This window comes from Domibacillus tundrae (assembly GCF_000970675.1).
Taxonomy (GTDB): domain Bacteria; phylum Bacillota; class Bacilli; order Bacillales; family Domibacillaceae; genus Domibacillus; species Domibacillus tundrae.
This window is the reverse complement of record NZ_LAJA01000004.1, coordinates 67647-90260: the sequence shown is the minus strand read 5'-3', so window position 1 is coordinate 90260 and position 22614 is coordinate 67647. Positions and strand designations below refer to the sequence as shown.

At 44.8% G+C, this 22614-nt stretch carries 18 protein-coding genes; all 18 read right to left on the bottom strand.

Features of this window, described 5'->3' with window-relative positions; all coding sequences use genetic code 11:
• Positions 1-85 precede the first annotated feature (85 nt).
• The 18 genes from VQ00_RS05855 to VQ00_RS05765 all read right to left on the bottom strand — a co-directional run bounded on the left by VQ00_RS05855 (position 86) and on the right by VQ00_RS05765 (position 22584).
• Complete coding sequence (locus VQ00_RS05855) at positions 86-1753, bottom strand: ribonuclease J (protein ID WP_046179222.1); 1668 nt, start codon at positions 1751-1753, stop codon at positions 86-88.
• A 377-nt stretch (positions 1754-2130) separates the two neighbouring features.
• Positions 2131-2997: a 4-hydroxy-tetrahydrodipicolinate synthase gene (gene dapA, locus VQ00_RS05845; protein WP_046179220.1), complete on the bottom strand. Its 867-nt coding sequence runs from the start codon at positions 2995-2997 to the stop codon at positions 2131-2133.
• Between the two features lie 54 nt (positions 2998-3051).
• Entirely contained in the window at positions 3052-4248 is a 1197-nt protein-coding gene (gene dapG / locus VQ00_RS05840) for an aspartate kinase (protein ID WP_046179219.1), read from the bottom strand.
• Positions 4249-4289: 41 nt separating this feature from the next.
• On the bottom strand, positions 4290-5342 hold the full coding sequence (gene asd / locus VQ00_RS05835) for an aspartate-semialdehyde dehydrogenase (protein WP_046179218.1): 1053 nt from the start codon (positions 5340-5342) through the stop codon (positions 4290-4292).
• Positions 5343-5511: 169 nt separating this feature from the next.
• Positions 5512-6117 carry a dipicolinate synthase subunit B gene (locus tag VQ00_RS05830; protein WP_046179217.1) on the bottom strand — a complete coding sequence of 202 codons (606 nt, stop codon included), beginning with the start codon at positions 6115-6117 and terminating at the stop codon, positions 5512-5514.
• 3 nt (positions 6118-6120) lie between these two features.
• Positions 6121-6993, bottom strand: coding sequence for a dipicolinate synthase subunit DpsA (gene dpsA, locus VQ00_RS05825; RefSeq protein WP_052728368.1), 873 nt, complete (start codon positions 6991-6993; stop codon positions 6121-6123).
• Between the two features lie 103 nt (positions 6994-7096).
• On the bottom strand, positions 7097-8338 hold the full coding sequence (locus VQ00_RS05820; RefSeq protein ID WP_046179329.1) for a M16 family metallopeptidase: 1242 nt from the start codon (positions 8336-8338) through the stop codon (positions 7097-7099).
• 560 nt (positions 8339-8898) lie between these two features.
• A complete protein-coding gene (pnp, locus tag VQ00_RS05815; protein WP_046179215.1) occupies positions 8899-11022 on the bottom strand; it encodes a polyribonucleotide nucleotidyltransferase in 2124 nt (707 codons plus the stop codon).
• 88 nt (positions 11023-11110) lie between these two features.
• Positions 11111-11380 (bottom strand): 30S ribosomal protein S15, encoded by a 270-nt coding sequence (gene rpsO, locus VQ00_RS05810; RefSeq protein WP_018392393.1) that lies wholly within the window; start codon positions 11378-11380, stop codon positions 11111-11113.
• Between the two features lie 109 nt (positions 11381-11489).
• Entirely contained in the window at positions 11490-12452 is a 963-nt protein-coding gene (gene ribF, locus VQ00_RS05805) for a bifunctional riboflavin kinase/FAD synthetase (RefSeq protein ID WP_046179214.1), read from the bottom strand.
• Positions 12453-12473: 21 nt separating this feature from the next.
• Positions 12474-13367 (bottom strand): tRNA pseudouridine(55) synthase TruB, encoded by an 894-nt coding sequence (gene truB / locus VQ00_RS05800; protein ID WP_046179213.1) that lies wholly within the window; start codon positions 13365-13367, stop codon positions 12474-12476.
• Between the two features lie 83 nt (positions 13368-13450).
• Positions 13451-13801 carry a 30S ribosome-binding factor RbfA gene (gene rbfA, locus VQ00_RS05795; RefSeq protein WP_046179212.1) on the bottom strand — a complete coding sequence of 117 codons (351 nt, stop codon included), beginning with the start codon at positions 13799-13801 and terminating at the stop codon, positions 13451-13453.
• Positions 13802-13825: 24 nt separating this feature from the next.
• On the bottom strand, positions 13826-15826 hold the full coding sequence (infB, locus tag VQ00_RS05790) for a translation initiation factor IF-2 (RefSeq protein WP_046179211.1): 2001 nt from the start codon (positions 15824-15826) through the stop codon (positions 13826-13828).
• 37 nt (positions 15827-15863) lie between these two features.
• Positions 15864-16172, bottom strand: a complete 309-nt coding sequence (locus VQ00_RS05785) for a YlxQ family RNA-binding protein (protein ID WP_046179210.1) — start codon at positions 16170-16172, stop codon at positions 15864-15866.
• Position 16173: 1 nt separating this feature from the next.
• Positions 16174-16449 (bottom strand): RNase P modulator RnpM, encoded by a 276-nt coding sequence (rnpM, locus tag VQ00_RS05780; protein ID WP_046179209.1) that lies wholly within the window; start codon positions 16447-16449, stop codon positions 16174-16176.
• A gap of 14 nt (positions 16450-16463) precedes the next feature.
• On the bottom strand, positions 16464-17606 hold the full coding sequence (gene nusA, locus VQ00_RS05775; RefSeq protein WP_046179208.1) for a transcription termination factor NusA: 1143 nt from the start codon (positions 17604-17606) through the stop codon (positions 16464-16466).
• A 42-nt stretch (positions 17607-17648) separates the two neighbouring features.
• Complete coding sequence (gene rimP, locus VQ00_RS05770; RefSeq protein ID WP_046179207.1) at positions 17649-18122, bottom strand: ribosome maturation factor RimP; 474 nt, start codon at positions 18120-18122, stop codon at positions 17649-17651.
• Positions 18123-18270: 148 nt separating this feature from the next.
• On the bottom strand, positions 18271-22584 hold the full coding sequence (locus VQ00_RS05765; protein WP_046179206.1) for a PolC-type DNA polymerase III: 4314 nt from the start codon (positions 22582-22584) through the stop codon (positions 18271-18273).
• Positions 22585-22614 lie beyond the last annotated feature (30 nt).

Below are 22614 nucleotides of genomic sequence, written 5' to 3'. Positions count from 1 at the left end.
TTATGATCTTTAAACAATTGAAAGCAGCCAGTACTGGCTGCTTTCACATTATATCATGTATCGACACATGGGAACATACGAGCGTTTATACTTCCATAATGATCGGCAGGATCATCGGACGGCGTTTTGTTTTTTCATGCAGAAACGAATTAAGCTGATCACGAATATCTTGTTTAATACCTGACCATTCGAATGTTTCACCCGCCAGATTTTTTTCGACAATGCTTGCCACAAGCTTGACGGAATCGTCAATGAGTTTTTCCGACTCTCGCATGTAAACAAAGCCCCGTGAAATAATTTCTGGTCCTGCTACAATTTTCTTTTGTTTTTTGCTTAACGTGATAACCACGGTGAAAATCCCATCTTGCGACAACAGCTTCCGGTCACGCAGAACGATATTCCCAACATCTCCAACACCGATTCCATCAATGAGCACATTACCCGCTGTGACACGGCCAGCCGGGCGCATTTGCCCATTTTTAAATTCAATAACATCGCCTTTTTCCGGAATATAAATGTTTTCTTCTGGAACACCTGTCATTTGGGCAAGCTTTTTATGGGCTTTCAGCATGCGGTATTCGCCTTGAACCGGGATAAAATAAGTTGGTTTCATTAAGTTCAGCATAAATTTCAAGTCTTCCTGCGACCCATGTCCCGAAACGTGGACACGACGGCTGCCTGTTAACACATTCGCACCGGCACGGTAAAGCAAGTTGACAGTTTTCGCCATAAGAATTTCCAAACCAGCTGAAGGAGTCGCTGTAATCAGCACCGTATCACCTTCTTTAATCTTCACATGGCGGTTTGTTCCTTTCGCCATTTTTTGAAGCGCTTCGATCGGCTCACCTTGCACGCCAGTTGCTAAAATAACGACTTCATGGTCCGCATGTTTGCTGATTTCATTTAAATTAATTAAAATATCTTCTTCTACATGCAAATAGCCAAGGCGGATCGCAATGTCATTGACACGCTGAATGCTTTTTCCGCTTACGGCTACTTTACGGCCATTTTCATAAGCTGCATCAAATACTTGCTGCATCCGAATCAAATTGGACGCAAACAGCGATACGATAATCCGCCCATTGGCAGAGTGAAACGCATCAGACAATTGTGAAGCGATGACCGCTTCTGACGTCGTATAACCCGGACGCTCTGCTTCTGTAGAATCAGAAAGCAATGCGAAGACGCCATTTTTGCCAAGGGCCGCCATTTTACTGATGTCGGGTGCATAATGACCTTTCGCACTTTGATCAAATTTAAATTCACCGGTATGCACAATCGCGCCTTCTGACGTATGAATCGCTACGCCGACTGAATCTGGAATGCTGTGCGTCGTCCGGAAAAATGTCACGTCCGCATGATCAAACCGCAGTTTTGACTCTGAGTGAACATTGTAAAATTTCACGTCTTCTTTCACGTTTTCTTCACGCAGGCGCATTTTCGCAAGTGCCAGCGTCAGTTTCGTTCCATACACAGGTGCCTGCACTTTTTTCAGTACATATCCGAGCGATCCAAGTGCGTCTTCATGACCGTGTGTAAGGAAAATACCTTTTACCCGTTCTTTGTTTTCCTCCAAGTACGTTATATCCGGAATGACAATGTCAATGCCGAGCATTTCGTTCTCAGGAAACATGAGACCGGAATCGATCACGAAAATATCTTGATCCACTTCCACTACTGTCATGTTTTTCCCGATTTCTCCAACTCCACCGAGCGGAATGATTTTAATTAACTCGTTTGTTCTCTTGCTCACATTATTTCCTCCTAAACATTTAAGAAACCCGATCCACACATTACGTCTATTATAAGCGATGGAGAAAATGAAAGCCAATACTATCTTTCAGAAAAGCGCAATGCGCCCGTTTATCGGCGACAAGCATAAGACGAGCCCTTCTGGAGGCGCTTTTTTGCCTCCAGAAGGGCTGGGCTTATGCCAAGGAATAAAAGCTAAAGACTCGTCATTGTGCCGCGGCGCTTCAAATCTGCCACGTCCTATGGCATTCATCATCCGCATCGTCGCAACGCTTTTGTGACCCGCATCGTGCGGGCCTTGATGGCGCTTGGAGCTGGATACTGTCTCAAAATAAGAAAGGCCGGTTTTTGCAGTAAGTCTGCAAAACCGGCTTTCTTTTAAAGCAGTGTAGACAATATGGTCCGTTCATCTTCTGTTAATGGAATGAGCGGCAAGCGGACGCCGCCGACATCCAATCCTTTCATCTGAAGCGCCGTTTTAACCGGCACCGGGTTTGGTGCAGCAAACAGCCCTCGGAAAAGCGGAAGAAGGCGTTGATGAATAGATGCAGCCGTCTGTACATCGCCAATTAAAAAGGCGTTCACCATTTCTTTCATTTCATTGCCTGCCACATGAGACGCCACTGAAACAATACCCGTTCCTCCGATGGAAAGAATAGGCAGTGTCAGGCCATCATCACCGCTGTATACGAGAAAGTCATCTTCGGTATTTGCAATGATTTCCGTAATGATGTCTATACTGCCGCTTGCTTCTTTCGTCGCCATAATATTCGGTACTTCATTCGCCAGGCGGATCGTCGTTTTTGGATCAATTAAAACGGAAGTCCTGCCTGGAATGTTATAAATCATCACTGGAAGTTTTGTTGATTCCGCAATGATTTTAAAGTGCTGAAATAACCCTTCCTGGCTCGGCTTATTGTAATACGGGGCAACAAGCATAATCGCGTCTACGCCTTCTGCCTCCGCTTTTTTGGACAGTTCAATTGACGCCCTTGTGTTATTGCTTCCTGTGCCGGCAATGACTGGAATGCGGCCATTTACCACTTTTACAGTATGACGGAAAAGCGCAATTTTTTCTTCAGCTGTAAGGGTCGGTGATTCGCCGGTCGTGCCTGCTACGACGAGCGAGTCCGTACCGCTTTGAATTAAATGTTCAATCAGTTGAGTTGTTTTGTCGAAATCAATGTTTCCTTTTGAGTCAAACGGCGTCACCATTGCCGTCGATAACCGGCCGAAAGAAATCATATGCAATCGTCTCCTAATTCCGGCTTCCTAAATCTATTCAGCCTATTCGTTTATTTATTGAAGTAAAAATGTATCGTGCAGTGCATTAACAGCAGCCGGCATCTGTTCTTCTTTCACAAGAACCCAGATCGTCGTATGACTGTCAGCCGACTGCATAATATTAATTCCCTGGGCGGCCAGCGCCGAAACAATTTTTGATGTAACTCCTGGCACACCCGTCATGCCGGCTCCAACAACCGATACCTTTGCACACTCCGGGTCAATAATCGGTGTATAACCGCTTTCTTCTAAACATTGTTTCGCTTTTGGAACATCGGAATCAGCAATCGTGTATGTAACACGATCTTCAGAAATATTAATAAAGTCAACACTGATCCCTTCCGCCGCCATCAATTGAAAAATATGCGCTTGTTCCCCTGTCTGCACTCTCACACGTGTGATGCCGGTCACATGGGCAATGCCCGTTACGAGCCGATCCCGCGTATCAGATCCTCGATTTTCATCCGGTGAAGACGTTACAAGCGTGCCGGTTTCATCTGAATACGTAGACCGAATGCGCAGCGGCACTTTCGCCTGCATCGCAATTTCCACTGCACGCGGATGAATCACTTTCGCTCCTTGGTACGCCATATTGCATACTTCTGTATACGTGACAACGGATAATGGCCGCGCATTTTGAGCAATCCGCGGATCTGCCGTCATAATGCCGTTTACATCTGTGAAGATATCGATAAAATCTGCCTGCAGCGCCGCACCGAGCGCAGCCGCCGACGTATCGCTGCCGCCCCGCCCCAGCGTCGTCACCTCGCCTGCTTTAGATGCACCTTGAAATCCTGCAACGACAACGACGTCACAGGCTTCAAATTCCTTGAGCAATCTGGCAGGTTCTATTTCGACAATTTTGGCGTTCATATGATCATGATCTGTGACAAAACCGGCTTGACCGCCTGTCAATGCGACAGACGACAAACCGTTTTCTTTCAGCATAGCCGAAAAAACGAGGCTGGAAATAAGCTCGCCCGTTGACATGAGCAAATCGGTTTCTCGTTTCGTCAGCATGCCGCCTCCGCTTCCGGCAAGCGAAAGAAGCGTATCCGTCGCATACGGATCGCCTTTTCGCCCCATTGCAGAGACCACAACAACGACTTTATATCCTTCGCGGACTGCGCGCTGTACATGAACCAGCGCGCTCAGCCGTGACTGTTCATCACGTACAGAGGTGCCGCCGAATTTTTGAACGATAATGTTCACACTTTACACCTGGCTTTCTCGATTAGGAGGTGGCAGCCGGCTTATTTTTCTGTGACAATCCCCATCTCGATTAACGTTTCAGCGATCTGCACAGAATTCCAAGCTGCTCCCTTTAACAGATTATCAGAAACAACCCACATATGGAAACCATTATCTGTATCAAGATCTTTACGGATCCGTCCGACAAATGTATCATTTTTGCCGACGCAATCTGCCGGCATCGGATAAATTTGTTCAGATGGATTATCTTGAAGCACAACACCTGGTGCATCTTTTAGCAATCCTTGAATGTCGGCTGCTGTCAAGCCGCCTTTTTCTGTTTCAATGTAAAGAGATTCAGAATGACCTGTCGCAATTGGCAGACGAACACACGTTGCCGCTACCGAAAGGTCTTCCATATGCATAATTTTTTTCGTTTCATTAATCATTTTCATTTCTTCATATGTGAAGCCGTTGTCCTGAAATTTATCAATTTGCGGAATTGCATTAAATGCAATTTGATAATGCTTTTTATCGCTGCCAACCGGCAAAATTTGCGGTTCGAAAGGCTCATTATTTACAATTGCTTTTGTTTGTCTGTAAAGTTCTTCAACTGCTTTAGCTCCTGCACCCGATACTGCCTGGTAGGTAGAAACGATTACTTTTTTCAGGCCGTAAGCCTGACGGATCGGCTCAAGCGCCACAAGCATTTGAATCGTTGAACAATTTGGATTGGCGATGATGCCGTTATGATTGCGCAAATCTTCTTTATTCACTTCGGGCACTACAAGTGGCACATCTGGATGCATACGGAATGCGCTAGTATTATCAATGACGACAGCACCGCGTTTCGCCGCTTCTGGTGCGAGCGCTTCAGATACACTTCCACCCGCCGAAAACAAGGCAATGTCAATGCCTTCAAAGCTTTCCGGCTTTGCTTCTTGAATTGTTACATCCTCGCCTCTAAAAGAAACGGTTTTTCCCGCTGAACGGGCGGATGAAAGAAGCGTCAACGTCTTAATCGGGAAATTGCGCTCTTCCAATGTTTTTAGCATTTGCTGTCCGACCGCTCCCGTCGCACCGACGACGGCTACGTGAAAACCTTTGTTACTCATGTAAATCTTCCCCTTCCAGAATAAAAAGTTCATCTTTTTGTATACAGATACAGTGTTGAATAAAAGTGAATGTTGAAAAAAGTATCTTGATACTGATAATAGCATTATTTTAACACAATAAAGTGTGTTGAAAAGAAGAAAATCAATTGCAGGCAAAAAAAGCAGTCATTTATTGATTGATATCGGGATATTCTTTTAAAAGCGGCTGAATTTGTTGATGCAAAAGCGCCTTTGAAACCGTTGCAGGAATCAAATCCATGATGGCGACAAGAGAATTTGGTTTTTTATATGGGTCATCCTGGCCAAATGGAACAAAATAAATATTTTTCATATTTAATAGCTTCACAACATTTTGGCTGTTTAATCCCAGTGCATCATTTGTTGAAATGGCCAAAACGACAGGGCTCCCGTTACGAAGCGTTGCTTTCGCAGCCATTAACACAGGTGAGTCTGTTGCCGCATTGGCAAATTTACTGATCGAGTTTCCGGTCATGGGCGCAATCACCATGCAATCAACGGGTATTTTGGGTCCAAGCGGTTCTGCATCTTGAATCGTAGAAATAGCTTTCCGGCCCGCCACTTCTTCTACTTTATTCAGCCATGCCCCAGCTGATCCAAACCGGCTCGCTTCTTTTTGGGCCGTATATGTCGCAACCGGAACGACATCAGCACCTAACTCTTTTAATTTCGCCACGATTGGCACGATTTCCTCAAATGTACAATGTGAGCCCGTCAAGCCAAATCCGATCCGCCGTCCTTTTAAAAGTTGATCCACGCTTTACAATCCCCTTTCATTTTTCCATTCTTTCACAGCATCTATCAGCACATGCCCCAGTATTTCTCCAGCTGTTTTTGGCGCTATTTTGCCTGGCAGACTAAGCGCATGAATCACTTGAATGCCCGCTTTTTCAGCTGCTTCAAAATCTGTTCCACCCGGCTCAGAGGCAAGATCGATAATAATAGACGCTGGATTCATTCGAGCCAGAATATCTTCTGTCAGGACCAAAGCTGGTACTGTATTGATGACCACATCAGCATATTCTATTTCGTCTATCAGGCTTGCCATATAAAAAGGGTAAATGTTCATTTCTTTTGCTCTTGCAAATATGCCCGTCTCTCTTACTGCTGTAGTAACGCGGGCACCGACTTGATGAAATAAACGGGCGGTTGTCGTGCCGACGCGGCCAAAACCTATGACCATAACGTTAGCGCCATGGATGGTGTGATCTGTTTTTTGCATCGCAATCATCAGCGCCCCTTCAGCCGTCGGGATCGAATTTAAGATCGCTGCATCTTCTCTGTCAAAAATGTAAAGAACATCGCGCTGCACAATGTTTTTTAAGGCTGGAGTAGCAATTCCACTAATTATGATACAATCTTCTGATAATGATTCCGCTATTTCTTTCGTCATAAAAAGTGGACTTGTCGAGAATGGAGCATCCACATCTCCACCTTTTTTCACACCAGATACTGGTAAAATAAACAGATCCATCGATTCATAAGACAGGTCTTCATTTTTGATGACTTGTGCACCCATCAATTCGTTTTCTGCTTGATCAAATCCGGCCATATATACGTGGATGCCGCGCTCCATTAATATGCGGCCCACTTCAATCTGCCTAGCATCCCCGCCAAAAATCAATGCGTTCACATTCATCTCCTCCAATTGCGGCCTATTCTTTTTATTGTATGAATTACAATATCCGCTGTGCGTTCTGATTTCGGCAAAAAAAAGAATCCGCTAAAAAGCGGATTCAAATTGCAGCTGTTTTTGGCCACTTGCCGTCCGGGCTAATAAGCGATGCCGAGAACGGTTTATCAAACAATTTTTTTGCCAGTTCATCCACACGTTCTTTTGTTACATTGTCAATGAGTGACACCACTTCATCCAATGTACGGTGGCGCTTTAAGAGTAACTCATTTTTCCCGTTGCGGCTCATACGACTGTTTGTACTCTCTAAGCTGAGCATCAAGCTGCCTTTTAGCTGCTCTTTGCTGTTATGAAGTTCTTTTTGCGTGATACCTTCCGCCTTCACAAGATCGATCGATTCAATGATGGTCGCGTATAATTCATCCAATTGTTCAGCACCTGTACCGCCATAAAACGTAATGAGGCCAGTATCTTTGTAAGAAGAATGATAGGAATAGACCGAATACGCAAGACCCCGCTCCTCACGAACTTCCTGGAAAAGACGGCTCGACATGCTTCCGCCAATAATATTGTTCATCACAATTAAATTGTAAATGTCTTTATCCCCAATAGAAATGCCTTCATAACCGAGGCACAAATGCGCTTGTTCTGTTTCTTTTGAGCGTGATTTTTTGTCATAGTAAAAATCAGAAACGGATTCCATAATCGTTGCTTTGCCGCCTTTATATTCGCCAAACAAAGCTTCTGCTTTCTTGACAATATCTTCGGTAATATTTCCGGCGATGGAAATAACGACCCGATCCGGCGTGTACATGTTATACATGTAGTCTTTAAGCGTATCTCGCGTAAATGAAGACAATGTCTTTTCTGTTCCTAAAATTGGCAATCCGAGCGGATGGCTGCCATACGCGGCGCTGCTGAGCAAATCGTGGACGATATCATCCGGAGCATCTTCGTACATTTTGATTTCTTCTAAAATGACATTCCGCTCTTTTTCAAGCTCCTCACTGTCAAATTTCGAATGAAAAAACATATCCGCAAGCACATTTAACGCATGATCTGCATGATTATCAAGCACTTTTGCATAGTAACATGTATATTCTTTTGATGTAAAGGCATTTACTTGCCCGCCAATACTGTCAAAGCTTTCAGCAATTTCTTTCGCGCTTAATGTATCCGTGCCTTTAAAAAACATATGTTCAAGAAAATGTGACACACCATTTAATTCCGGCGACTCGTCGCGTGAGCCTGTCGCGATCCAGATCCCGATTGCGGCTGAGCGAACAGTCGACATTTCTTCCGTTACAATGGTCACACCGTTTTTGCATGTAAATCGTTTTATCAACGTAATCATGTCCCCCTAATTTCTGTTTCTTCTTGACAGCGGTATAATATCAATGAATAACAATACCACATTTCGCTTTTGAATGCTAGAACAAAAGCGCAAGCGCCCTGTTTAGCGCTGCATGGACTGGAGCGCTCTGCTCGAGATAAAGAAGATCAAAGGCTAGGAACGCGGCATCATGCCGCCGCGCTTCAAAGCTGCCACGTCCTGTGGCATTCGCCCGACTAGATCATCCGGATCGTCGCAACGCCTTCGTGATCCACATCCTGTGGACCCGCGATTCGATGTTGATTTATCGCCAGGAGGAATGCGAAGTACACGAGGCGCTAGGATGCTGGAGCTAGACGTAGATATACTTTCTTATAAAATAAAAAAAGCGGTGACTCTGAATGGAGTCTCCGCTTTTGAAAGATAAGAAAGTATATATTTTCAAGGGTGTCCAGCTCCAGGCACCATCAGCTCGAGATCATAAGCCAAGTCCTTCTGGAGGCAAAAAGCGCCCCCGCCAGTCCTTATCTTATGCTTGTCGCTGATAAACAGCACCTTTTGCTTTTCTTATCTTATTGCTGCTGTTTAGCCGCTTCTTCTTTTTCACGTTGTTCTTTTAAAACCGCTTTTCTAGATACGTTCACACGGCCTTGATTGTCAATGGCAATGACTTTCACAAGGAATTCGTCGCCTATTTTCAATACATCTTCCACTTTGCCGACACGTTCTTCCGAGAGTTCAGAAATGTGAACGAGACCGTCTTTTCCTTTGAACAATTCAACGAATGCGCCAAACTTTTCAATTCGTTTTACTTTGCCCATGTAAAGTTCGCCCACTTGCACTTCACGAACGATGTCTTCAATAATTTTCTTCGCACGTTCGTTATCTTCTTGATTAATCGATGAAATAAAGACCGTTCCATCTTGTTCAATGTCGATTTTAACGCCCGTTTCTTCGATGATTTTATTAATTTGTTTGCCGCTCGGTCCAATAACATCACGGATTTTATCCGGATTAATTGTCATTGTCATAATTTTCGGCGCGTAAGCCGACAATTCATTGCGCGGTGTATTAATGACAGACAGCATATGCTCTAAAATGTGCATTCTGCCTTCTTTCGCCTGCTGCAGGGCTTCTTCTAAAATTTGGCGGCTTAAGCCGTCAATTTTAATATCCATTTGCAAGGCGGTTACACCTTTAGCCGTACCAGCCACTTTAAAGTCCATATCGCCAAGGTGATCTTCCATTCCTTGAATATCAGATAGCACTGTATAATGCTCCCCGGATTTAACAAGACCCATTGCAATACCAGCAACTGGTGCTTTAATCGGTACACCGGCATCCATCATCGCCATTGTACTTGCACAAATACTTGCCTGTGACGATGATCCATTTGATTCAAGCACTTCAGATACAAGACGAATCGTGTAAGGGAAGTCTTTTTCATCTGGAATGATTGGATAAAGTGCACGTTCCCCTAGTGCCCCGTGCCCGATTTCACGGCGGCCTGGTGCGCGAAGAGGACGTGTTTCTCCCACACTGAATGAAGGGAAATTATAATGATGCATAAACCGTTTTGATTCTTCTGTTCCTAGACCGTCCAAAATTTGAACGTCCCCTAATGCACCCAGTGTTGCGATGCTGAGCACTTGTGTCTGCCCGCGTGTAAACATAGCTGATCCGTGCGTGCGCGGAAGCAGTGTTGTTTCAGACGCAAGTGGACGAATTTCATCAATTTTCCGGCCGTCCGGACGAATTTTTTCAACGGTAATTAACCGGCGGACCTCTTCTTTGACGATTTTTTCAAGAATAGCAGACGCTTCTCCGATTGATTCACTTTCGCCTTCTGACTCAAGTGCATCCTTCACCGCTTTTTTCACTTCTGTAATCGCTTCTTCACGTGCATGTTTTTCAGCGGTTTGAATCGCTTGTTTCATATCTGCCTCGCACATAGAGCGAATTTTCGCTTCAAGTACCTTGTCATTCTCATAAAGAGTCACTTCACGTTTTTCTTTTCCAAACGCTGCGACAATTTCTTCCTGGAACGCGATTAACCGCTTGATCTCTTCGTGTCCGAACATAATCGCTTCAAGCATGATGTCTTCCGGCACTTCATCTGCTCCGGCTTCAACCATATTGATTGCTTCTTTTGTACCGGCAACCGTTAGATCAATATCACTTTTTTCCAGTTGTTCTACATTCGGGTTAATAATAAATTCACCGTTAATGCGGCCGACGTTTACACCTGCAATTGGACCGTCAAATGGGATGTCTGATACAGACAAAGCCAATGAAGAACCAAACATCGCCGCCATTTCTGATGAACAGTTTTGATCTACACTCATGACCATGCTGATCACTTGAATTTCGTTGCGGAAACCATCTGGAAAAAGGGGACGGATTGGACGGTCAATTAACCGGCTTGCCAGCGTCGCTTTTTCACTTGGGCGTCCTTCCCGTTTAATAAATCCGCCTGGAATTTTACCGGCAGCGTAAAGACGCTCTTCATAGTTTACCGTTAATGGAAAGAAATCCACTGCTTTTGGTTCTTTTGAAGCTGTTGCAGCACTTAATACAACGGTCTCGCCATAGCGAATAAGCGCTGAACCATTGGCCTGCTTCGCGATTTGCCCAACTTCAACAGTCAGTTCGCGCCCTGCCCAGTCGATGGAAAATGTTTGTTTTCCCTGCTCCATTTGGTTGCACCTCTCTTTATTTCAAAAGTTATTTAAAAAACGTTTTTTCCCTAACAAAAAAGCGGGAAAAATCCCGCTTTATCGTGAATTATCGGCGCAAACCGAGTTTTTGGATCAACTCGCGGTAACGAGCTACATCCTTGTTACGAAGGTATGAAAGCAAGTTACGGCGGCGGCCGACCATTTTCAATAGACCGCGACGTGAATGGTGGTCTTTTTTATGCGTACGTAAGTGGTCATTCAACGTGTTGATTTGTTCAGTCAATACAGCGATTTGCACTTCTGGAGACCCAGTGTCGCTTTCGTGTGTTCTGTACTCCTGAATTAGTTCGTTCTTGCGTTCTTGTGATAATGCCATTTGTAATTCCTCCTTTATAATGGTTCATCCCCGTCAGCCGAGCACGCGTTGGAGAATCGCAATGCCAAGCAGCGGTTCAAAATGTCAAGCACTGTATATTATACGAAACTTATGCTTTTTCGTCAAGGCGTTTGCTGTCGAAGAATTGGATTGACGCTTCTTTATCCCGTTCAATTTGAGCAGCGAGTTCTTCAATTCCATTGAATTTTTGTTCACCACGCAGCCTGATAAACCAGTCCACTTCCACTTCTTCACCATAAATGTCTCCAGTGTAGTGAAAAATATGCACTTCAATTGATAAAACCGGCTTGTCCGGACTTTTAAAAGTCGGCCGATACCCGACATTGCAAACCCCTTCGTGCCACTTATTCTGCACGCGAATTTTCACTGCGTATACACCGGTCAGCGGCAAAAAATAATCATCATCCGGTTCAATATTTGCAGTTGGGAAACCCATTTTCCGCCCACGCTTATCTCCATGAATAACCGTACCATGCATACGGTAAGGCCGGCCAAGCAAATCAGATGCATCGCGGACGAGACCTTCTGCCAATAGCTCTCTTACTTTTGTCGAACTGACTTTTTCTTTTTCAAATTCCAGCTTCTCAACCGATGTAAACGTAAACTCGCCACGCGAATGAAACATTAACGTTTCCATCGTTCCTTTGCCAAGCCTGCCATATGTATAATCAAAGCCAGCAGTCACATGTTTAACGTTCAGGCCGATCATGTATTCATCGACGAATTGCTGCGGTTCAAGCGCTGCAAAATCAGATGTAAATCGGACGATAAACAGATAATCGATACCGAGCTCTTCAATGAGCTGCTTTTTTTCTTCGAGCGGCGTAATATGGCGGATATGCCGGTGCTTTCTGCCGAGAACGACAGATGGATGTGGGTCGAATGTCATGACAGCACTTTTCCAGCCATGTTGATCTGCCATTTTTTTCGCTGCAGCGATCACTTGCTGATGGCCTTTATGTACGCCATCAAAAAATCCGAGCGCAAGCGCCATCGGTTTAAAATCCTCTTTTTCGCGCCTATGCGGATGGCGCAGCATGATAACATCCATCTCTTCACACCTATCTCTCTATCATTGTGGCATTACTTTAACCGGCTTGATTTTCCCTGTTTTTTCTGGATGAAGCCGGTAAATCGCCAAAAGCTCACCATGTAAATAAACAGCAGCTTCCGCTTCCCCAGACGGCCATTGGGCAGGTACCGGCAGTACTGCTCCGTTTTTTATCATTACTGCTACTGTATCATTTACATGCCACTTCGGCAAATGAGAAACAGCGATTTCAACCGGCTTCAATACCTCTTCAGGCGCGCATTCGGCAAGCGCTGATAACGTGACACAGTCCTCTTGTCCAAATCCGCCCGAATGTGTTCGGACGAGGCGGGACATGTGGGCCGGATAGCCAAGCTTTTCACCAATCATCACAGCCAATGTTCGAATATATGTCCCTTTTCCGCAAACGATCCGAATCGAAAAGCGGGCATTTTTTTCATCCTGTTCAATCGGACTGATTTGTTCGATACTATAAATGGAAACAATCCGCGCAGGACGCTCTACCGCTTCACCAGCACGTGCATACTCATATAAACGCTTGCCGTTCACTTTAACAGCTGAATACATCGGTGGTGTTTGTTCAATGTCGCCTGTGAGCTGTTGAAGAACTGGCGTGAGTTCCATTTCAGTAAGTGGGGAATCAATTTTTTTAGATTCCACTACAGTGCCCGATGCATCTTCTGTTTCGGTGGATGTCCCAATTGTCACTTCCGCTTCGTAGGTTTTGCCACTATCGGTAATGTATTCGGCAAGCCGAGTTGCTTTTCCAATGCAGAGCGGCAGCACGCCTTCTACATCTGGGTCAAGTGTGCCCGTATGGCCAACTTTTTTCGTTTTAAGAATTTTGCGGGCTTTAAACACGCAATCGTGCGATGTCATGCCTTTTTCTTTCCAAAGCGGTAAAATGCCATTCATAATGATTCACTCCTTTTTTCATGAAAAAAAGCGCCCGTCGAAGCAGCGAAATAACTCCGCCGCTTCTCCAGGCGCCTTTTTTATTACGACGGGTCTGAATCTTTAAGTTCTCTTAGAAGCGTATCAATTTTATTCCCGTACGCAACCGATTCATCAAATTCAAACATAAGCTCCGGTGTTTTCCGAAGACGGATACGCTGGCCAAGCTCTGAGCGGATGAACCCTTTTGCTTTTGCCAATGCTTTTAACGTACCTTCCCGTTCTTCTTCGCCGCCAAGCACCGTAATATACACGGTTGCCTGCTGCAAATCACCGGTTACTTCTACATCCGTTACCGTTAAAAATCCAATGCGTGGATCTTTCACTTTACGGCTTAAAATTTCCGTCAATTCTTTTTTCATTTGTTCTGCCACACGATTTGAACGCATCGACATACTTTTCACTCCTTCAGGTGAAGGTTACTTGCGCTCGATTTCCTGTTCGATGAACGCTTCAATAATATCGCCTTCTTTAACATCATTGAAACCACGAATGGTAATTCCGCACTCATAACCTTGCGCTACTTCTTTTGCATCATCTTTAAAGCGTTTTAGCGCATCGACTTCGCCTTCGAAAATAACGATGCCGTCACGGATCAAGCGAACGCCTGAATCACGTGTAATTTTGCCTTCTGTTACATAGCTTCCCGCAATTGTACCGATTTTAGACACTTTAAATGTCTGGCGTATTTCTGCCTGCCCGATAATTTTTTCTTCAAACTCAGGATCAAGCATTCCTTTCATCGCTGCTTCAATTTCTTCGATGACCTTGTAAATGATCCGGTGCAGACGGACTTCCACTTTTTCGACTTCCGCTGTACGCTTCGCATTCACATCCGGACGCACGTTAAAGCCAATCACAATCGCATTTGAAGCAGATGCTAAAATAATGTCAGATTCTGTAATTGCACCGGCACCTGTATGAATGATTTTAACATTGACGCCTTCTACTTCAATTTTTTGGAGAGCAGACGCTACCGCTTCAACCGAACCTTGTACATCTGCTTTTAAAACAATGTTCAAGTCTTTCATTTCACCTTGTTTCATATGTTCAAACAAATTATCGAGACTGACTTTCGTTTTTTCGCTCCGCTGCGCCTGAAGCGCCTCTTGTGCACGAGATTCACCGATTTGGCGTGCCGTTTTTTCATCCTCAAACACGACAAAACGATCACCAGCAAGCGGTACATCATTTAATCCAGTAATTTCAACCGGCGTAGATGGACCTGCTGTTTTTACACGGCGGCCGACGTCATTAACCATCGCACGGACCCGGCCAAACTTGTTCCCGACTACGATTGGGTCGCCAACATTCAACGTACCGTTTTGAACGAGCAGTGTTGCAACAGAGCCACGGCCTTTGTCAAGCTCAGCTTCAATAACCGTGCCCATCGCTTTTCGTTTCGGATCGGCTTTTAATTCTTCTACTTCAGCGACGAGAAGAATCATTTCAAGCAACGTATCGATTCCTTCTCCATGTTTAGCTGAAAGCGGTACAAAAATCGTTTCGCCGCCCCATGCTTCCGGTACAAGTCCATGCTCAGTCAATTCCTGCATGACACGATCCGCATTCGCTGCCGGCTTATCAATTTTATTCACTGCCACAATAATTGGAACTTCGGCTGCTTTCGCGTGATTGATCGCTTCAACGGTTTGCGGCATTACACCATCATCCGCTGCAACAACTAGAATTGTAATATCTGTTATTTTTGCTCCGCGCGCACGCATTGTTGTAAAAGCGGCGTGGCCTGGTGTATCAAGGAACGTGATTTTCTTGCCGTTCGTTTCTGCTTGGTAAGCCCCGATATGCTGCGTGATACCGCCTGCTTCGCCTTCTGTCACTTTTGTGTTGCGAATTGAGTCAAGAAGTGTCGTTTTTCCGTGATCAACGTGACCCATAATCGTTACAACTGCTGGACGTTCAATGGCATTTTCATCCGTATCTTCATCTTCGAAATACGTTTCAAGATCTGCTTTGTCGATTAAAATTTCTTCTTCAACTTCTACGTTAAACTCGCCTGCCACAAGTTCAATGGCATCTTTGTCAAGCTCTTGGTTTATAGTAGCCATCACGCCGAGCATAAACAATTTTTTAATAACTTCGGATGGTTCAACATTCATTTTCTTTGCCAGCTCTGTTACTGTCAAAGAACCCGAGAAGACAATTTTTTCTGGTATTTCTTTCTTTTTCACTGGAATCGGTTGTTTTGGAGCACCTTTACGCTGCCCTGAACGTCCTTTTCCACGTGGTCCACCATTAATGCCGCGTGAACCCGGTTTTGAGCCACCGCGAGCAGCGCTGCCGCCTTGTCCTTGTTTTTGTTGTCCTGGCTTAGAGCCTGTCGGTTTTGGTTTTGCCGGTCCACGGTTTCCTGCCGGCTTATTAGTAGTAGATTGTTGATTATTCGGTTTGTTATTCAAATTTGAACAGCCTCCTTGTCATAACAGTTTTCAACTGTCATTCCCCATCGATAAGCGTTTTGAGCTTTTTAGCAAAACCGGCGTCTGTCACGGCCACCACAACGCGCGCTTCTTTGCCAATGGCCTGTCCGAGCACTTCACGGTTTTCCACACGACAAACCGGTACTTTGTAAAAAGCCGCCTTATCCGTTATTTTCTTTTCTGTATTGCGTGATGCATCTTCTGATAATAAAACCAGCTTTGCGTTGCCGCGCTGAATTTCTTTTACGGCCATTTCTTCACCGGTAATGAGCTTTCCGGCCCGGTTTGCAAGACCGAGAAAAGATGCCCATGGATGCGCCGCCATGTTAGCTGCTGCCTTTCATGACAAGATCAAGCAGCTCATCATAAATCGATGGCGGTATATCCGCGCTAAGCTGTCGCGCAAGCACATTTTTCTTTTTTGCCGCTTCAACCGCTTCTTTCGTTTTGGAAACGTATGTGCCGCGTCCCGATTTTTTGCCGGTCGGGTCTACGGATACATCGCCTTCTTTTGAACGAACGATGCGGATCATCTCTTTTTTAGGCTTCATTTCACCTGTTGCCGCACATTTTCTGAGTGGGACCTTTTTAGGTACTGGCATCGCGATGCGCCTCCTTATTCGATTTCTTCTGAAAAGAAATCTTCAAGGTTATCATTACCATCAGCCGGCGAGGCTTCATCCTCTTCTTGAATGACGCTGTTTCCGCTCGGATAAATCCCTGCCGCACGGGCGTCTGTTTCGCTCTTAATATCGATTTTCCAGCCGGTTAATTTTGCGGCAAGGCGGGCATTTTGACCGCGTTTACCAATCGCAAGCGACAATTGATAGTCCGGTACAACCACCTTTGTTGCTTTATTTTCTTCATCAACATTTACTTCAATGACTTTTGCCGGACTTAGAGCATTGGCTACAAAAATTACCGGATCGTCCGACCATTCAACGATGTCGATTTTTTCGCCTTTCAGTTCATTCACAATCGCCTGAACCCGGTTTCCTTTCGGGCCGACACATGCGCCGATTGGATCGACTTCGGAACTTTGGGCATGCACAGAGATTTTAGAACGATCGCCCGCTTCACGGGAAACGGACCGAATTTCAACTGTACCATCAAAAATTTCCGGTACTTCGATTTCAAACAAGCGTTTTAAAAGACCGGGATGTGTACGGGATACATAAATTTGAGGCCCTTTTGTCGTCCGTTCCACTTTTGTAATAAATACTTTTATTCGATCATGCGGTTTGTACGTTTCATTCGCCATTTGCTCCGCCTGTGGCAAAAGCGCTTCAATTTTGCCAAGACTCACATAAATAAAGCGGGCATCCTGGCGCTGTACGATGCCGGTCATAATATCTTCTTCACGATCGATAAATTCTGAATAAATAATGCCCCGTTCTGCTTCACGAACACGCTGCGTGACAACCTGCTTGGCTGCTTGGGCAGCAATGCGGCCGAAATCTTTCGGCGTTACTTCCATTTCAACAACATCACCGATTTCGTAAGCAGGATTAACTTGTACCGCATCAGCCAAAGCAATTTCCAAACGGAAGTCAAACACTTCGTCTACAACTTCTTTACGGGCAAATACACGCATGGAACCGCCCTCTAAATTCAACTCTACCCGTACGTTTTGCGCTTGGTTAAAGTTGCGTTTATATGCTGAGACAAGTGCGGCTTCAATTGCTTCGATTAATAAACTGCGCTCGATGCCTTTTTCTTTTTCAAGATAAAGAAGCGCATCATATAGTTCTGAACTCATTGGCTAAAAAGCCTCCTTACATCCATATCTTATTAAATTTCTTTAAAATGTGACAGCAAGACGCGCTTTTGCCACTTTTAAAAGCGGGACCGAAATTTGTTTTTTACGTGTTTTGATCATGTACTCCACGGTCAATTCATCTTCAACAAACGAAAGAAGCGTTCCTTCATATGTTTTTTCCCCGTCGATCGGCTCATAAAGCTTAATATTGACATGCTTGCCGACAGCTCGTTCAAAATCCTGCTGTTTTTTTAATGGCCGTTCCGCGCCCGGTGAAGATACTTCAAGAAAATAGTTGTGCGGAATCGGATCCGGATCGAGTGCATCAAGCTGTTCACTTACCCGCTCACTTACAACCGCACATTCTTCAATTTCGATGCCATTTTCTTTGTCAATGTACAGACGCAAAAACCAGTTTTTACCCTCTTTTACATACTCTACTTCCACTAGTTCAAGGTTTAATTCTTCAATGATTGGTACGGTGATTTGTTCTACCGTTTCGATGATTTTACTCATTTTTTATCCTCCCGCATGAAAGAATTTGTTTCGGAACATCCCCGCAACAAACACGAAAGAGTGGGGGCGGCCCACTCTTTCGAAGAGAGTTATCATGCAATTTCCATCTTCAAGGATACCATAAATAGGTCCTTTTTGCAAACGCGCATCAAAATAACGACAACTGATTTTGATCAGGCAATGCGTCCAAACAGCCCATCTTATCCAAATACTCCATAATCGTTTTAGATACTTTACCTCGCTGCTGCAAATCTTCTTTTGATAAAAACTCACCATTTGCCCGTGATGCCACAATATTTTTTGCCGCATTTGTTCCAAGTCCAGGCAGCGCATTAAATGGAGGAATGAGTGAATTTCCGTCAATAACAAATTCGTCTGCACTTGAGCGGTACAGGTCGACTTTTTTAAACGTAAAGCCCCGTTCTACCATTTCAAGCGCCAATTCAAGAACGGTCATCAAGTTTTTCTCTTTCGGCGACGCATCAAGACCTTTTGCATTAATTTCCTGCAGCAGCGCTTTGATCGCTGATGATCCTTTAGACATCACATCTATATCAAAATCCTCTGCCCGAACGGTAAAGTAAGCGGCATAATAAAGGAGCGGCAAGTGCACTTTAAAATAAGCAATACGAACGGCCATGAGCACATATGCAGCAGCATGCGCTTTCGGGAACATGTATTTGATTTTTTTACAAGAATCAATATACCATTCCGGCACTTCATTTTTGCGCATTTCTTCTTCCATTTCATCAGAGAGCCCTTTTCCTTTACGGACGGATTCCATAATTTTAAACGCAAAAGCGGGGTCAAGTCCCTGATAAATTAAGTAAACCATAATATCATCCCGACAGCCAATCACGTCAGACAGCTGGCAAATCCCTTTTTGAATAAGCTCCTGCGCATTGCCCAGCCAGACATCCGTGCCATGGGAAAGACCGGAAATTTGCACAAGCTCGGAAAAGGTTGTTGGTTTCGTTTCTTCAAGCATTTGCCGGACAAATCTTGTGCCAAACTCAGGGATCCCAAGCGTACCCGTTTTACACATAATTTGCTCTTCGGTTACACCAAGTGATTTGGTTCCGCTGAAAATTTTCATCACTTCCGGATCATCGGTTGGAATCGTTTTTGGATCAATACCCGATAAATCTTGGAGCATGCGAATCACAGTCGGATCGTCGTGGCCGAGAATATCAAGCTTCAGCAAATTATCGTGAATTGAATGGAAGTCAAAATGCGTTGTTTTCCATTCTGATTTATCGGAATCGGCCGGATACTGAATCGGCGAAAAATCAAAGATGTCCATATAGTCCGGAACAACGATAATACCCCCTGGATGCTGGCCTGTCGTCCGCTTAACACCGGTACAGCCGGATACAAGCCGGTCTACTTCCGCACTCCGATACTGCTTCGTATATTCTTCTGCATACTTTTTCACATACCCGTACGCCGTTTTTTCTGCCACCGTACCGATTGTCCCTGCTCTGAACACGTACTCTTCTCCAAATAGTTCCTTTGTGTAGTTATGAGCACGCGGCTGATATTCACCGGAAAAGTTTAAGTCAATATCAGGTACTTTATCGCCTTTAAAGCCCAGAAACGTTTCAAATGGGATGTCGTGGCCGTCTTTTTTATATGGAATGCCGCAATCTGGACAGTCTTTATCCGGCAGGTCAAACCCTGAGCCGACGGAGCCGTCATCGAAAAACTCCGATTTTTTGCAGGTTGGGCAAACATAATGCGGCGGAAGTGGATTTACTTCCGTAATTTCCGTCATCGTTGCGACAAAAGACGAGCCGACGGAACCACGTGAACCGACGAGATAGCCATCATCAAGCGATTTTTTCACGAGTTTGTGTGAAATCAAGTAAATAACCGCAAACCCATGACCGATAATGCTTTTTAATTCTTTTTCAAGCCGCGCTTCAACAATTTCCGGCAGTTCGTCTCCATAAATTCTTCGCGCCATGCCATAGCTCATTTCACGCATTTCTTCGTCAGCGCCGTCAATTTTCGGCGTGTACAGATCATCTTTAATCGGTTTTACGTCTTCAACCATATCGGCGATTTTATTTGTGTTGGCGACAACAATTTCATGCGCTTTTGCTTTTCCTAAAAAAGAAAAAGCATTAAGCATATCATCGGTCGTCCGGAAGTGAACGTCCGGGAGTGTCTGCCTGTTTAACGGATTCGCTCCGCCCATAGAAGAAATTAAAATATGGCGGTACACTTTGTCTTCTTCATTTAAATAATGAACATTACCGGTCGCAACAACGAGTTTATTTTGTTCTTCACCGACCGTTAAAATATTTTGAATGATGTCTTCAAGTCCTGCTTCGTCGCGGACAAGTTCCATTTCAATTAACGGGGCATAAACGGCTTTCGGCTGCACTTCAAGGTAATCATAAAACTCAGCCGCCCTGCGCGCTTCGTCCATTCCTTTTTGCATCATTGCTTCGAACACTTCACCTTTGTTGCAGCCTGAGCCGATTAAAAGACCGTCCCTGTGTTTTTGCAATACAGAACGCGGGATGCGCGGCACACGGTAAAAGTAATTAATATGTGACAGTGAAACGAGCTTAAATAAGTTTTTTAACCCTTCTGCGTTTTGCGCAAGAATTGTGCAATGATAGGGACGAGCCCGTTTATAGGCGCCGCCTTCTCCCATATAATTATTAAACTCGTTATGCTTTTTAATGCCTTTTTCATCAGCATCTTTTAATAGCTTCAGCAAAATATAGCCGGTCGCTTCCGCATCGTAAATCGCCCGGTGATGCTGCGTTAATTCAACATCGAACTTTTTCGCCAATGTATTCAGTCGATGATTTTTCATATCCGGATAAATAAGCCGTGCCAGTTCAAGTGTATCAATGACCGGACTCGATGTTCGGCCGATGCCATATTTATCATAGCCTGTTTGAATAAAGCCCATATCAAATGACGCGTTATGAGCAACCAATATCGCATCGCCGGCCCACTCTTTAAAGTCCCGGAGCGCCACGTCTACATCTGGCGCGTCTTTCACCATATCATCGGTAATACCCGTCAATTCGATCGTTGTAGCAGAAAGTGGGTGATGCGGATTGGCAAATCGTTCAAACCGATCAATGATGTCGCCGTCTTTAATTTTTACCGCGGCCAGCTCAATAATCGTGTCATACACCGCAGAAAGACCAGTCGTCTCGACGTCAAAGACAACATATGTATCTGTTGCCAGTTCCCGATCCGCATCTTCATAAGCAATCGGAACACCGTCATCAACAAGGTTTGCTTCCATGCCGTACAAAATTTTTACGCCGTTTTTCTTGCCGGCGCTGTATGCTTCCGGAAACGATTGGGCAATAGCATGATCGGTAATAGCGATTGCTGAATGCCCCCACTTTTTAGCCTGTTCAACTAGTGCGCTCACAGATGACACTGCGTCCATTTGGCTCATTGGCGAATGAAGGTGCAGCTCCACCCGCTTTTCTTTAGACGTATCTTCCCGCATGGGCGGCCGAATTTCATTAATATCGTTGGCAATCATAACAAGGTCGCGGACGAACGTATCATTTTGAACAGAACCTCGGACGCGTACCCACATGCCTTTTTTCACTCGGTTAAATATCGCCGCATCCTCTTTATCGCGAGAAAACATTTTCACCATTAAGGAATCAGTGTAATCGGTAATCTTAAATGTAAGCAACGTCCGGCCGCTGCGCAACTCTTTCGTTTCCGCATCAAAAATGTATCCTTCTGACGCAATGCGGCGTTCTTCATCGATAATTTCTTCAAGCTTTTTGAATTCTGCATCCTGCTTGATCGTGTAGCCAATTGTGACAGGACCGGAATCTTCTGAAGCAGCATCTTGTTCTTTCGCACGGTTTTGCATATCCATAACTGCCTGCCGGGCTCGTTCAGCATCTTCTTTCCGTTTTTCTTCCAAAAACTTTTCATATTCTTCGTTTTGCGTGTTTTCTGACACTTGCACGTCAAATGTAAGTGGCGGAAAGCCTACGCTTTCATATATATCACAAAGGCGGCGGCCGTATTTATTTTTCAGCGCCATTCCTTCCATTTCATTTTGAGTGCGGATAACCAGCTTTGTTCCAGATACACCCGGCTTTTGTTCATTTAAAGCAGCTAAAAGCGGCGGAGCGATTCCATCAAGCTGACGGACGCAATATTGCCAGTAGTCAGTAATGTGATCAGGTGTACAAACACGGTCCTCTATTTCAATTGAGAATGTAACCGATGCAAATGCTGAAAAAGTGCCGGTCAGCGCGTCGGCAAATCGCATTAGTACATTACATGGGATCAGTGCCGGCGCTGAAAAAACGAAGTGCCACTTTTTTTCCTGCTTTAATACAGTCAGTTTTTTTATTTCAATTTGGTCAAAATGGCGAACTATCTCATCTTCTGTCAACCGAAGCTGGTCAAGCAAAATCAAAAACCGGCTTCGGCCGCTTGATGCATCTCCATTCATTTGGTTTCCCCCTTACACAGAAAAGGATGA

Coding starts and splice junctions, on each gene's coding strand:
- dapA (WP_046179220.1), bottom strand. CDS start 2,997: ATGATTTCTTTCGGCCGGTTATCGACGGCAATGGTGACGCCGTTTGAC.
- asd (WP_046179218.1), bottom strand. CDS start 5,342: ATGAGTAACAAAGGTTTTCACGTAGCCGTCGTCGGTGCGACGGGAGCG.
- pnp (WP_046179215.1), bottom strand. CDS start 11,022: ATGGAGCAGGGAAAACAAACATTTTCCATCGACTGGGCAGGGCGCGAA.
- rpsO (WP_018392393.1), bottom strand. CDS start 11,380: ATGGCATTATCACAAGAACGCAAGAACGAACTAATTCAGGAGTACAGA.
- ribF (WP_046179214.1), bottom strand. CDS start 12,452: ATGGATGTTATCATGCTGCGCCATCCGCATAGGCGCGAAAAAGAGGAT.
- truB (WP_046179213.1), bottom strand. CDS start 13,367: ATGAATGGCATTTTACCGCTTTGGAAAGAAAAAGGCATGACATCGCAC.
- rbfA (WP_046179212.1), bottom strand. CDS start 13,801: ATGTCGATGCGTTCAAATCGTGTGGCAGAACAAATGAAAAAAGAATTG.
- VQ00_RS05785 (WP_046179210.1), bottom strand. CDS start 16,172: ATGGCGGCGCATCCATGGGCATCTTTTCTCGGTCTTGCAAACCGGGCC.
- rnpM (WP_046179209.1), bottom strand. CDS start 16,449: ATGCCAGTACCTAAAAAGGTCCCACTCAGAAAATGTGCGGCAACAGGT.
- nusA (WP_046179208.1), bottom strand. CDS start 17,606: ATGAGTTCAGAACTATATGATGCGCTTCTTTATCTTGAAAAAGAAAAA.
- rimP (WP_046179207.1), bottom strand. CDS start 18,122: ATGAGTAAAATCATCGAAACGGTAGAACAAATCACCGTACCAATCATT.
- VQ00_RS05765 (WP_046179206.1), bottom strand. CDS start 22,584: ATGAATGGAGATGCATCAAGCGGCCGAAGCCGGTTTTTGATTTTGCTT.